This is a genomic window from Pseudoalteromonas sp. CST2 (genome assembly GCF_028599385.1).
Taxonomy (GTDB): Bacteria; Pseudomonadota; Gammaproteobacteria; order Enterobacterales; family Alteromonadaceae; genus Pseudoalteromonas; species Pseudoalteromonas atlantica.
Genome location: NZ_JAQREO010000008.1, coordinates 24,919 through 38,351 on the forward strand (window position 1 = coordinate 24,919; position 13,433 = coordinate 38,351).

The 13,433-nt window shown below is 40.5% G+C and carries 13 protein-coding genes and 1 pseudogene; 6 read left to right on the plus strand and 8 right to left on the minus strand.

The features are described 5' to 3' along the window. Positions 1-31: 31 nt before the first annotated feature. Complete coding sequence (locus PSH41_RS11730; protein WP_248444025.1) at positions 32-982, minus strand: SDR family oxidoreductase; 951 nt, start codon at positions 980-982, stop codon at positions 32-34. 209 nt (positions 983-1,191) lie between these two features. Between PSH41_RS11730 and PSH41_RS11735 the strand changes: the two genes are divergently transcribed. Together PSH41_RS11735 and PSH41_RS11740 are read left to right on the plus strand one after the other, a co-directional pair. Then, positions 1,192-2,157: an AraC family transcriptional regulator gene (locus tag PSH41_RS11735; RefSeq protein ID WP_273589139.1), complete on the plus strand. Its 966-nt coding sequence runs from the start codon at positions 1,192-1,194 to the stop codon at positions 2,155-2,157. Between the two features lie 2 nt (positions 2,158-2,159). After that, complete coding sequence (locus tag PSH41_RS11740; RefSeq protein ID WP_024034145.1) at positions 2,160-2,525, plus strand: DUF4345 family protein; 366 nt, start codon at positions 2,160-2,162, stop codon at positions 2,523-2,525. An 87-nt stretch (positions 2,526-2,612) separates the two neighbouring features. On the opposite strand, the gene PSH41_RS11745 is transcribed toward PSH41_RS11740, so the two are convergent. Further along, a complete protein-coding gene (locus PSH41_RS11745) occupies positions 2,613-3,116 on the minus strand; it encodes a hypothetical protein (protein WP_273589138.1) in 504 nt (167 codons plus the stop codon). A gap of 499 nt (positions 3,117-3,615) precedes the next feature. On the opposite strand from PSH41_RS11745, the gene PSH41_RS11750 reads away from it, so the two are divergent. Then, positions 3,616-4,122, plus strand: a complete 507-nt coding sequence (locus PSH41_RS11750; protein WP_096739362.1) for a sigma-70 family RNA polymerase sigma factor — start codon at positions 3,616-3,618, stop codon at positions 4,120-4,122. A gap of 1 nt (position 4,123) precedes the next feature. Further along, positions 4,124-4,783: a hypothetical protein gene (locus tag PSH41_RS11755; RefSeq protein ID WP_096739363.1), complete on the plus strand. Its 660-nt coding sequence runs from the start codon at positions 4,124-4,126 to the stop codon at positions 4,781-4,783. A gap of 49 nt (positions 4,784-4,832) precedes the next feature. Here the strand turns inward: PSH41_RS11755 and PSH41_RS11760 are convergent. Beyond that, positions 4,833-5,078 (minus strand): annotated as a pseudogene (locus PSH41_RS11760) (endonuclease III); the annotation flags it as partial. A gap of 244 nt (positions 5,079-5,322) precedes the next feature. Between PSH41_RS11760 and PSH41_RS11765 the strand changes: the two are divergent. Next, a complete protein-coding gene (locus PSH41_RS11765) occupies positions 5,323-6,450 on the plus strand; it encodes a helix-turn-helix domain-containing protein (protein ID WP_273589137.1) in 1,128 nt (375 codons plus the stop codon). Between the two features lie 150 nt (positions 6,451-6,600). Then, positions 6,601-7,683, plus strand: coding sequence for a serine hydrolase domain-containing protein (locus tag PSH41_RS11770; RefSeq protein WP_273589136.1), 1,083 nt, complete (start codon positions 6,601-6,603; stop codon positions 7,681-7,683). Between the two features lie 133 nt (positions 7,684-7,816). Here PSH41_RS11770 and nth read toward each other — a convergent pair whose 3' ends face one another. The 5 genes from nth to rsxC are packed head-to-tail and all read right to left on the minus strand — an operon-like array spanning position 7,817 to position 13,431. Beyond that, a complete protein-coding gene (gene nth / locus PSH41_RS11775; RefSeq protein ID WP_273589135.1) occupies positions 7,817-8,449 on the minus strand; it encodes an endonuclease III in 633 nt (210 codons plus the stop codon). 44 nt (positions 8,450-8,493) lie between these two features. After that, entirely contained in the window at positions 8,494-9,192 is a 699-nt protein-coding gene (locus PSH41_RS11780) for an electron transport complex subunit E (RefSeq protein WP_004589483.1), read from the minus strand. Further along, complete coding sequence (gene rsxG, locus PSH41_RS11785; protein ID WP_054983414.1) at positions 9,189-9,827, minus strand: electron transport complex subunit RsxG; 639 nt, start codon at positions 9,825-9,827, stop codon at positions 9,189-9,191. Before rsxG ends, PSH41_RS11780 begins: the two co-directional genes overlap by 4 nt. Next, positions 9,824-10,882: an electron transport complex subunit RsxD gene (gene rsxD, locus PSH41_RS11790; protein WP_154946024.1), complete on the minus strand. Its 1,059-nt coding sequence runs from the start codon at positions 10,880-10,882 to the stop codon at positions 9,824-9,826. Before rsxD ends, rsxG begins: the two co-directional genes overlap by 4 nt. Continuing rightward, entirely contained in the window at positions 10,879-13,431 is a 2,553-nt protein-coding gene (rsxC, locus tag PSH41_RS11795) for an electron transport complex subunit RsxC (protein ID WP_273605097.1), read from the minus strand. Before rsxC ends, rsxD begins: the two co-directional genes overlap by 4 nt. Positions 13,432-13,433: the final 2 nt, after the last annotated feature.

The following is a 13,433-nucleotide window of genomic DNA, read 5'->3' on the forward strand; positions in this document are numbered from 1 at the left end:
TTTACACCCTACACACGTTCGCTATTAGTAATTATATTGTCCATTTAAAAGCAGTGTGCTGCTCAGTAACCGCCCATAATTTGCTAAGTACAGGCTGATCTAAAGCAAACGGCTCAAGTTTGCATGTTCCTACGGGGCCGCTCCAATTCCATCTTCCTGATGGGCCATAATACGCACGTTGTTTTAGGTTATGCTCGGTGGCACACATAACCTCAGGGTATGCACCTTGCTCTGCCGATTGCGCTAAGCCCATTTTTACTATTAGTGACCAGGTAAATCGGGTTGCAAAGTTAACATTATCGCCAATAAGAGAGGTATTAGCTGCACCTGGGTGACACACAAACACCTGCACATTTTTATTGGCGGCGGCTATTTTATTTTGCAGCTCATAAGCAAACATCATTTGTGCAAGTTTACTGTGGCAGTAGGTCTTATTTGGGTGGTAGTTTTTATTCCAATTCATGTCATCAAATTGAATCGTTTTAAGCCCCATTTTGTAGCCTTCACTGGCCACTACAACAATACGCCCGCTAGATTGCTCTATTTTATTAAATAGCAAACCACACAGTAAAAAGTGCCCATAGTGGTTAACCCCTAACTGACTTTCAAAGCCGTCTTTAGTAAATTGCTGAGTCGCGACCTGCGCAATAGCACCGTTACAAATAAGTGCATCTATGTGTGGCACAGTTTGTAATACCTCGTTGGCTGCATGGCGTACTGATGCAAGCTCTGCTAGGTCCATTTTTATAAAGCTCACATCGGTACTATTGCCAAACTCCTGTTTTAACTTAGCAATAGCTTCATCTGATTTTAAAGGGTTACGATTGAGCATAACTACTTTTGCGCCTTTAGCGAGTAATAGTCGGGTTGCTTCAAAGCCTGCGCCTGTATTTGCTCCCGTTATTAGATAGCATTTACCAACTAAAGAACTGAGTTGGTCGGGAGTCCAGCCAGAAGGGCCAAATGGGTTAGTTGCGCTCATTAGTTAAATTCCTATCAATAGTTAAGTATAAATATGCAGTACAGGGCTATGCGCATTGTTCCACATTGCTTGTTAGGTAATATAACTCTCGCTACTAGGTGTAACTAGGCGATATCCTCTTTAAAATATGCCTATTTGCATCGCTGCATTGAGAATGTATATTTACGATGCTAGATTGGATCTATTCTATATTTAAAGGGTATGAGTGAATGAGCAAACACCACATTAAGCAACTTATACAAAACAACCTGTCTTTTAACGAGGTAAAAAGCGATAAAAATTATACCCAAGGGCTAATAGAAACGGGTATTAAAGGTGTTCAGTTGTTTAAAGTAACGCATGCTATGCGCTGTGCTCCTGCGGTATACGAGCCGTGTATTGTTGCTATAGTCAGTGGCGCTAAAGAAGCCATACTCGATGGTAAGCATTTTATATACGATGAAAATAATTATATGTGCTGCCCTATGTCTATGCCGGTAGAAGCGGGTACACCCACGGCTTCACCTGAGAACCCCTTGCTAGGCGTTATTGTATCGCTAGATACAAAAGTGATGACCGAATTATCTATTACCATGGCTGCACAAGGTGTAAAAAAACACGCATCAGGCCCCAAAACGCAAGGGCTTACACTCGCAGCATGGGATGACTCATTTACCGATTCATTACTACGATTGCTGCAACTTGTAGGCAACCCTGTAGATATTGCGGTTTTAGGTGAAGGGCGACTGCGAGAATTATATTACGCCATATTAAACGGACAGGCAGGTAGTAGTGTGCACCAAGCCTTTGGCGTAGGAAACGACATAGCACGCTCAATTGATTATTTGGCATCTCGATTAGATGAGAGCATAACCATAGACGATATGGCAGCAAAAATTGGCGTAAGTAGAGCAGTTTTGCATCGAAAATTTAAGGATGCGACCAGTATGTCGCCGATTCAATTTGTTAAATCTATGCGCTTAAATACCGCCGCGATGAAAATTGCAGCGGGTATGAACGTAAGTTCGGCGGCCATGTCGGTAGGCTATGTTAGCTCATCACAATTTAGCCGAGAATTTAAACGCATGTATGGGCAATCGCCAAAGCAGTGGAGCCAAGCAAAAGAGTTACCTCAGGAGCTTGTTGAGCAATCGATTGCTCAAACAGTTGATCAAACAACCAGCCTGAGGGATTGATCATGGATAATATAGTCATTTTTAGGGTTGTTGGTGCGGTATTAATTATTTTTGGCATAGTGTTAGCTGCCAACCCTGAGCTGATAAGCAATAAGCCAGTTCCTAATGATATTTTTAAGGCCGTAGAGCGCAGAATTTGGTGGGGGTTATTTATTGGTTTTGGCTTATTGCTGCAATTTCATCATCAGCTTGTACCTTGGCAAGCTAGCATAGCGGCAACACTGTCATCGTTACTCGTAGGACTATTAATTGCAAGGCTTATTGGCATTATGTTAGATGGCTCGGTAGCAAAACAGTGGCTAAATGTGGGTATTGAAATAGTGATATTGGCGCCTCTAATTTGGTGGTATTTAAAAGTACGCACTTAGTATCAGAGTTAAACCGCTATAAATCTTAGTATTGCCTTAGAGTGTAACGCTTAATACCTTTAAGGCATGATAAGCAAACAAAGGCGTTTACCCATGAGCCTTACTTTGAGTTAGCGCCATTTCTTCAGACCAAGGTACATAGAGTGCAGGAGTTAAGTTTTTATTATCGGCCAAAATTACTTTCGCGATTGGCCGTCCGAAATATTCAGCTGGCTCAAATGAGCAAATATCTTTTAGATTAATTGAAATATAACAATTTGCTTTTTTGATTAATAAAGCTGATTCATCCATACGTGCATGAACTGTTATTTGTAAGTTCATGTAAGGAACCATCGATACTATGTGTTCACCTAAGTGAAATCTTTCTCGCTCTATCTCATCTCCTACTGCTTTTAAATAGTTAATATATGCTTTCCAACGCTTTAAAATTAATAAGGTTAAAAATGAAATAAAACAAATTAGGCTTAAAAGAATCGAATGAAATACAGAAAATTGACCCAAATAATAAAATGCACCCGCCAGTATAAGTACAACAGCTAAATTTAATAATGACCACTTATTTGGCTGAAATTTTGAATGATTACTTTGCAAAATACATCCTTGAAGTTATGTGGTTTCTTACAGCGCTAACGCAGAAACCTCCTTAAATTATTATTCACTATTAATAGCAGATTGTATGTTTTTTTACCACCTTTAGCCTGAGTCATATTTGATAACCAGAGATACAATAATATTAACTATTGCTATATTAAAAAAATCTTTTAACTAGGAGTCCCCTTTTAATAGCAAAGCAGAAAAAAGAGCTAACACCTCGCTTTGCTCTTTTACTTAGCTTATTACTCCCTCAAATAATTATTTTTTAAATAGTTGTGATTATTTCAGCGATACTGCGAATAACTAGATAAGAAGGTTATGTGAGTACTATCGTGCAGCTAAAATGTTTATATAAATGTGTACAGGCTATGTTGCATTAGCCAAAGCGCCGCACTTTATTACTTCTAAAAACAGATGCATTAGCACTTAAACACAATAAAACTGCGATGAGCCAACTACGTGATGAGATTAATTTAGATGATGGATTTATGCGTAAATGAACACCAATAAAAAAGCACTGTTTGCTCAAACAATGGAGCAGCATAAAGGCATTATTTATAAAGTTGTTAACTCTTACTGTCAAAACCAACACGACAGGCAAGACCTAGCGCAAGAAATACTCACCACCATGTGGCTTGCTTATGATAATTACAACAAAGACTATAAGTTTTCTACGTGGATGTACCGAATAGCACTGAATGTGGCGATTTCCTATTACCGCAAAGACAGTAAACGAGAAGATAAAGCCAATGAAAGTGAGCAGTGCATTGTCCACATAGCCGACCTCTCAGCGCACAATGATAAAAGCGAAGAGGTTAAGCAGCTTTATGAATTTATAGCAAAGCTCGATAAGTTAAATAAAGCCATAGTATTGCTGTATTTAGAAGGCGAACCCCATCAAAGCATAGCGACGAGTTTAGGCATAAGTAAAACCAACGCCGCTACGCGAATTGGCCGCATTAAAGAAACACTAAAAAATCAATTTGAAAAACAGGGGGCTTAATATGAATTTAGATAACATTAAAAACACATGGCAGCAGCAAAATAGTGTTAACGAATCGGCCATTACAATAAACCAATCACTGCTGAGCGAAACAAAAGTGAATAAACAAATGAAAGAGCTTAATGCTATGAAGTGGGCACGTATTATTGAAAGCGCAGCCTTCTTTTTTATTATTGTTTTATTGGGGCAGTATATTGCAAATAACTTTAGTGTTTCAGCGCCTTCAATATCTGCGTTGATACTGAGTGTATTTTCCATTGCTGGCCTTGCAGGTAATATCGGCCAAATAGTGCATATTGCTAACGTTGATTATGCAAAGCCAATTAGCCAACTTCAAAAAGACGTTTACCGCCTTTGCTCACATAAATTACAACTAACTAAGTTGTTATTTATGTCTGCACCTTTTTATATGGCTTATGTTTTTATTGGCTTTGATGTGCTATTTGAAATTGACTTGTATGCTCACCTAGATCAACACATGGTTTGGTTTTACAGCGTGTCATCGCTTCTACTTTTAATAATTACAAGCTGCGTATTAGCTAAACTAAACTACACAAATATTAAAGCGTCTTGGGTTAAACGCACCATTGCATTTATTGTCGGTGAGCGTTTAGTAAATATGGCGCAATTTATAAATAATATAGACTCGACAGACAGCTAATTAATTAGCTGTCTAACTTTCAAAATACCCAAAATAGAGTTATTCGAGGTTATTCTGTTTTTTCTTTAAACTCACACAAGTCTTCAATAATACAGCTGCCGCATTTAGGCTTGCGTGCTACGCAGGTATAGCGTCCGTGTAGTATTAACCAGTGGTGTACGTCTACTTTAAATTCTTTAGGGACAACCTTTTCAAGCTTTTGCTCAACGGCGACTACATCTTTGCCCATCGCAAATTTGGTGCGGTTAGAAACACGAAAAATATGCGTGTCTACGGCAATGGTCGGCCAGCCAAATTATAAGTAAACTAGATGGTGTGTTCATTTTAGAGCGAAATTTCTTAAATAGTATGTTTTAGTATTAACTTTATAAGGCAAATTTGATTGTTTTCTAAAGTAGCAAACTTGTTAATTAAATTGAGTGAGCGCATAACCCTGCCTATTTTTACTCTCTATTTATAGCTCTGATATTACTTAGTTTGAAACATAGCCTGGTTGTCATTTATGATGTATGGTTCACCAACTAACTAAAATAACTAAAATGACCGAGAGTATTGCATTACTAGTTTTTTTCACTCACTTATTAGTTGCGGTATTTCTGCTCAATATTCATTCCGGTAATCAATTAAGTAATAGAATTTTAGCTGTGTTTTTATCCGTCACTGCATTTGATATCAGTAATTTTATTTTCACTAGTTTTTATGGTGAGCATTTAAATTTAGATATGTTTCGTGCTAACTTTTCGGTTCTGACAGCGCCAATACTTTATTTTTACGTAAAATCAATTGTTTATAGTGATTTAAAACTTAAAGCTAAGGACCTTCTGCATGCTATCCCGTTTATTATTGTATGTTTAATCTTTATCCCGCGCTTCCATCTTGGAGATGACATTGCAAAAATGGCCTTTTATAACAACCATGAACCCTTGTTTGAAGTGTTGTTTGTTCATGTAGTGCTCTACTTACAAATGTTCATTTATCTTGCATTGATTTTTAAGAAGTTAAACCGCTATAAATTGACTGTTTTAAATAACTATTCAGATATTGAAATACTCAATAAGCAGTGGCTAAACAATTTTATGATGGTTTTTTTAATTGATTTCACCATTGTTGTGGTGCGTAATATTATTAAATTTACCGAGCTACAAGGACTATTGAACTTATTAACTACTCTAATGATGGTAGTCACACTATTTTTTGTTTGTTGGATATTATGGCAAGCACTTCATAACCCTTCCATATTTCAAGGTATTAGCTCAAAGGTTAAATCATTTGAACCAAAAAAACCTCCACAGAACCCAAGTGACGTTGTTGATGTTAATGAAGCACAAAGAGTGTTATCCACAATTAAGTGCCATATGTCGCTAAATAAACCTTACCTGAATCCATCACTAAACATTGAAACGTTGGCAAAGCAATTAAATATACCGGCCTTAAAAATTTCAATCGTACTCAATCACCACCTTGGGCAACACTTTTTCGATTTCATAAATAGTTATCGAGTTAATGAAGCTGCTAATATCCTTTCTTTAAAAAGCAATAAACAAAAAGCGATTTTAGAGATATTGTTAGAAGTTGGTTTTAATTCAAAATCGTCTTTTAACACTGCTTTTAAAAAGCATTTTGCAGTGACTCCATCCCAATATAGGAAAGAACGCTTAAACGATTAAATTTATCTCTTCTAGCGCAACCCTTTAAATATAAGACGTTCGACTTTTATAGTCGGTCGAAATCAATCTTGAACCTTACTAATATCCCTATTATCAAATCAAAACTGCTTTGATAAAAAACATTAATGCGAATCAAATAATAGGTGTTTTATGTATAAAAAAATTACGTTAGCTTTCATTTTATTTCTTACTTTTTTTGGGCAGGTGCAAGCTAAAAATAGCGATATAATCTCCAATAAAGACATTTCAAACATTATAACAATGCACGCTAATCAACTCTTGCAGGACTCTCGTTTTGTTTCTACATCTATAGGGGTCGTTACGGAAACGGATTCAGTTATTTTACATTTTGGTGAACTCACAAGGCATAAAAAAAACACCCCGACAGATAACACAATTTATGAAATAGGGTCTGTAAGTAAAACCATGACAGGGTTGATTACCGCTTATGCTGTGAAAGATGGAAAGCTATCTTTGAACGATAACATCAATAAGTATATTAATAATAAACTAGACAAATTAAGTACTGAAAAAAATCCTGTGACCGTTCGACAGCTTTTGACTCATAGTTCAGGATTACCAAGAGGTTATGTAGATTTAGGTTTAAGGGCTGAAACATTATCCAAAACATCGTTTTTAAAGGCATTAAATAATGTAAACCCTTCAGAAAACAAAGGTAAATACCATTACTCAAGCGCGGGAATAGAGCTTTTATCATATATCTTAGAAACTGTTTACCAAATGCCATTTGATAATTTATTACAGCAAGTATTGTCAACAGAAGCTAATATGAAAGATACGAAAGTGAACCTTGCTCAAGAACAGCTTAAGGACGTTGCATATGGTTATAATGAGAAAGGGGAGGTAGCAAAAGCCCATCTTACTCCTGAAATACTATGGGGGGGCAGTGGTTATATAAAAACTACTATGTCAGATATTGTAAAATATATGAAGTTGCAACTAAAAGAAGAAAATAAAGCCATTAAAGAATCACATAGAAGGCTGTTTCATGTAGGTGGTACTGATCATATCGCTTATTCATGGATTGCTGCAGAGGATGAAAACTTAGGATGTTATTACATTCACCATGGTGGATTGGAAGGCACACAAAATTGGATGATTATTTTTCCAGATCGTAATATCGCTGTATCGATTGTGACCAACAGTAGTTTTCCTGAGGCAGCTGGGCTGATGAGAAAAACTGGAATGGCTATTATAAAAAATTTGAAATAGTTATTTAATCAACTGGCATTTCTAAATGGTTAAAGCGCAACTTTTAGAACTAAATAGTCCACCTTACTGTGCAGTTTGAAGTTTTGATTCTATGTCAAAACTTCACATGTGAATTTCACGAACAGCAGAAGAACTATTCAGTCTTGTCTTTAAACTCACACAAGTCTTCAATAATACAGCTGCCGCATTTAGGCTTGCGTGCTACGCAGGTGTAGCGTCCGTGTAGTATTAACCAGTGGTGTACGTCTACTTTAAATTCTTTAGGGACAACCTTTTCAAGTTTTTGCTCAACGGCGACTACATCTTTGCCCATAGCAAATTTGGTGCGGTTTGAAACACGAAAAATATGCGTGTCTACGGCAATGGTCGGCCAGCCGAAAGCTGTGTTGAGTACTACATTTGCGGTTTTTCGGCCAACACCGGGTAGGGCTTCTAGAGCTTCGCGGCTCTCGGGAACAATGCCGTTATGTTGATCAACCAATATTTGGCACATTTTGTACACGTTTGCGGCTTTTGAATTAAATAAGCCAATGGTTTTTATATAATCGCGAAGCGCATCGTGGCCAATATCTAAAATGGCTTGTGGTGTATTAGCAACCGGAAATAATTTACGGGTGGCTTTATTTACCCCTACATCGGTGGCTTGTGCAGAGAGCGTAACAGCTACTAGTAGCTCAAATGGGCTTGAGTATTCAAGCTCGGTTTCTGGATGCGGGTTTTGCTCGCGCAAGCGCGAGAGTATTTGGTGACGTTTTTCTTTATTCATGCAACTTAAAACGCATTAGCTAATAGCGTTAATGCGTTTTCCCCTTAAGTTAAGCTAGTAACACGTGCGCGTGGGCCTTTTTCGGCTTCTGGCGGCGTTACTTGTTTTGATTTTATTTGTGCGTCAATAACATTTTTTGCTGCTATTAGCAGCCCAAGCCCTAAAAAGGCGCCGGGTGGTAAAATAGCGAGTAAAAACTGGCTATCGAAACTAAATATTTCCAAGCGTAGGCTTTGTGCCCATGGCCCTAGGAGCAAATCGGCCCCATCAAATAATGTACCTTGGCCTATCAGTTCGCGCATTGCACCGAGTACTAACAGTACGGCCATAAAGCCTAAGCCCATCATTAGGCCGTCGAATGCAGACAGGTGAACAGGGTTTTTAGAGGCATATGCCTCTGCACGGCCAATAATGGCGCAGTTAGTTACTATTAGTGGAATAAATATGCCTAATGATTGATACAAGCCAAAGGTGTACGCATTCATAAGTAGCTGAACTATGGTCACAAAGCCTGCAATAATCATTACAAATACCGGAATACGAATGTCTTTAGGCACCCAATTACGCACAACTGAAACAGTAATATTAGAGCCTACTAAAACTAATAAAGTGGCTAACCCTAGGCCAAGAGCGTTGGTTACAGTTGATGTTACAGCTAAAAGCGGGCATAAACCGAGTAGCTGCACTAGCGCGGGGTTATTAGCCCATACGCCTTCTTTGTATAAGGTTTTTAACTCACTCATTGTGTTACCTCTTGGCAAGCATTAGGCTGTTTAAAAATGGCGTCAAAGTTAGTTTTTGCAAATAATACGGCATTTTTTACCGAGCCTACCACGGCGCGAGGGGTAATTGTTGCACCGGTAAATTGGTCAAACTGGCCGCCATCCTTTTTTACCGCCCAACGGGCATCGTCTTCACTTTGAACCGTTAAATCGTTAAATGTAGTGATCCATAGCGACTTTTTAACTTCTACTTTGTCGCCTAAGCCGGGCGTTTCTTCGTGCTTAGTAGTGCGAACGCCGGCAATGGTGCCATCAGCAAGTACGGCGGTTAATAAGTTAATATCGCCACTGTAACCACTAGGTGTAACGTGTCTTATTACAAGTGCAACAGGTTGCTGATTTTTATAAGCGCGGTAAATAACTTGCTCGGGGTAAGGACCAAGTTGTTCGTCGCTCATAATTACGCAATTTGTATTGAGCTGATTATCGTAGCTGCTTGGGTTTAATACCTCTTGTAATTGTGAGGTTAGTTGCAAGCGTTCTTGCTCGGCAATTTTATCGGCGGTAAAGGCATCAATTGAGGCAACTAAGCCTGTTGTTATCAGTGCAAAGGCTGTTAATATCGCGCCATTTTTAGCCATTGATGAAATAATCATTTTACTGCTCCGTGGCCATAAGTGCGTGGTTGGGTGTAGTAATCAATCAGCGGTACAGCAATATTAATTAATAATACACTAAAGGCTACCGCATCAGGGAAGCCACCAAAGGTGCGAATTAAATACACCAACAAGCCAATTAACGCGCCATAAATTAAGCGCCCTTTATTGGTGGTTGCAGCCGAAACAGGATCGGTGGCGATAAAAAATGCGCCCATCATGGTTGCGCCACTTAATAAGTGAAATACCATACCCGGCTCGGTACCCGGTGCGGCAATATAGCCAATGGCACTGCACAGCGCTAGTGAGCCTATAAAGCTTACTGGAATATGCCAGTTTATAATTTTAGCTTTTAAAAGGTATAAACCACCGGCTAAAAAGCCTAGGTTAACCCATAGCCAACCAAGCCCAGCCCATTGAGAAAAAATCGGTTTTTGCATACTTTCGCTTACGGTTAGACCATGTGCTACATCGGTTTTAACTGTATCAAGCGGGGTGGCCATGGTGAGGCCATCAACGCCGGCACGGACTTGATCAACACTAAAGCCCAGAGCGGTAAAATCGGTAAATATAAGGCGTAATTGGTCAATAAAGCCAATTGGGGCGTTAAGTAAATCGGTAACGGGTAACCAAGCGGTCATTTGCACCGGAAACGAGACTAAAAGTAGTACGTATGCGGCCATAGCTGGGTTAAATAAGTTAAAGCCAAGCCCACCATAAAGTTGCTTTACAATCACAATGGCAAATAAACAGCCAATAATAATGACCCACCAAGGCGCCAGCGGCGGAATACTCAGTGCTAACAGCACACCAGTAAGCCAAGCACTACCATCACTCAATGCAGGCCAAACAGGGCGTTTACGCATTAACATAATGGCTGCTTCAAATACGCTTACAGCAACAAGTGCCAGTATTAACTGAATAAGTACGCCAGTCCCAAAAAATACCACTTGCGCTATTAGCCCAGGAATACACGCAGCAATTACGGTTAGCATTAATCGCGTTAACGACTTATGGCTATGGTTGTGCGGCGAACTGGCCATGGTTAATTTCATGACTGATCATTTCCTTCTTTTTGTAACTTTTTAGCTTTGGCGCGCGCTATTGCGGCGGCCACGGCGGCTTTTTTCTTCTCTGCAGCAGTTTGCTCAGAGGCCGTTTGCTCAGAGTCTGAACCGCTGCTGGTTTGTGGCTCATTGCTGTGTTCAGGTGCGCTGTGTTCACTTGCTGCTGATTGCTCTGCTTCTTTAGCGGCTTTTTTAGCTTTAGCGCGGGCAATAGCAGCAGCTACGGCCGCTTTTTTGTCATCAGCAGGAGAGTGTGTTTGTGAGTTTTCAGGCTCAACTTCACCTGTTTGCTCAGCAGCACTTGGTTCATCTGATTGCTGGGCTTGCGCAGCCGCTTTAGCGGCTTTTTTAGCTTTAGCACGCGCAATAGCAGCAGCTACCGCTGCTTTTTTATCATCAGCGGGCGGGGCGGCTTCATCGTTTTGTGGCTCTGCACTTTGCTCAGCTTGCGCCGCTTTTTTTGCTTTAGCACGCGCAATAGCAGCAGCTACCGCTGCTTTTTTGTCATCAGCTGGGGCGGGCGCTTCATCGCTTTGTGGCTCTGCACTTTGCTCAGCTTGCGCCGCTTTTTTAGCTTTAGCGCGAGCAATAGCAGCAGCTACCGCAGCTTTTTTATCATCAGCTGGGGCGGTTGCTTCATCGTTTTGTGGCTCAGCGCTTTGCTCAGCTTGCGCCGCTTTTTTAGCTTTAGCACGGGCAATAGCAGCAGCTACCGCAGCTTTTTTGTCATCAGCTGGGGCGGGCGCTTCATCGCTTTGTAGCTCAGGGCTTTGCTCAGCTTGCGCCGCTTTTTTCGCTTTGGCGCGGGCAATAGCAGCAGCTACGGCTGACTTTTTATCATCAGGTGTTGGTGATGACTCGCCCTCGGCAGCTTTTTGTTCTTTATATTTACGTGCTTTTTCTTTACGTAGTGCACGCTCTTTAGCTACTTCACTGTTATCTGGCTCTAGCTCTTCACCTTGCTGTTTTTTTGCTTTGGCGCGGGCAATTGCAGCGGCTACAGCTGATTTTTCATCGCCATCTGATGATTTGCTCTTAACGCGGGCAAGGGCATCCGCTACTTTTTGCTTTTCATCTGATGTTTTTGCCGCTGGTTTACGTTTATGGCGGTTTTGGCGTTCTTGTTGCTCGCGCTCTAGGCGTTCTTTACGGGCGTCAAAGCGCTCTTTTGCTCTATCGGCTTTAATTTTTTCGGCTTGTTGCTCTTTTATTTCAACTTTTGCTACGCGGTAATACTGCACCAGTGGAATTTCGCTCGGGCATACATACGCACACGCGCCACATTCAATACAATCAAATAAGTTGTGCTCTTGTAATTTGTCGTATTCTTTTGATTTTGCAAACCATTGTAATTGCTGTGGTAATAACGAAGCAGGGCAGGCATCTGCACAGGCACTACACCGTATACAGGCTTTTTCAGGGCCAGGCTCTGCCAGCTCTTTATGATCGGGGGCTAAAATACAGTTGGTGGTTTTAATTACCCCAATACGCACAGTCGGTAAGGTAAAGCCCATCATCGGCCCCCCCATTACAACGCGCTGCTGGGGTACGGGTGAAAAACCTTGGCAATCAAGCAGGTGCTTAACTTCGGTGCCTAATAATGCCCATACATTACCTGCATTATGAATGGTGTTACCTGTTACTGTAACAACGCGCTCTATAAGCGGTTTACCTTCGTACACCGCTTGTTGCACAGCAAACAAAGTTCCTGTGTTGTGCACTAAAATACCAATATCGGCAGGAATACCGCCACTGGGTACTTCACGGTTTGTAAGTAATTTAATTAATTGTTTTTCGCCGCCCGATGGATAAACAGTAGGCACCGTTTGAATAACAATATTGGCGTTGTGCTCTGCGGCACTTTTCATAGCCGCTATGGCTTCGGGCTTATTATCTTCAATGCCAACAATACACAGTGTCGGGTTTAAAATTTGTTGCATTAGCTCAATGCCTTGCACTACTTGCTTGGCATGTTCACGCATTAACACATCGTCGGCTGTTATGTATGGTTCACACTCAACAGCATTAACAATTAAAAACTCAATAGGTTGTTTTATATCGGCTTTTACATACGTAGGAAAGCCTGCTCCACCCATACCACTTATACCTGCTTGATGAATTATATCGACTAATTCATCGTGGCTAAGCTCACTTGGGTTAGGTGTTGGGGTTAGTTCGCACCATTGATCTTTGCCATCAGGCTCAATAATAATACTTAGCTCAGGTAAAGCCGATGGATGCGCCGAAGGCATAGAGGCAATATCTGTTATGGTGCCAGAGCTGGGCGCATGTACAGGCACAGACCAATTCGCAACGGGCACGGTAAGTGCTTGCCCTTTTAATACCTGTTGGCCTTTTTCTACAATTAATTTACCGTTAGCACCAATGTGCTGTTTAATTGGTACAACTAACTTATCAGGTAGAGGAAGCCTAGCAATACGCGCACTGTTAGAGAGTGTTTTTTGTTGTGGTGGATGCACGCCGCCCGGGAATGCCCAAACAGTGCCTTTTTTAATTTGTTCAAGTAACTTTTCCACTC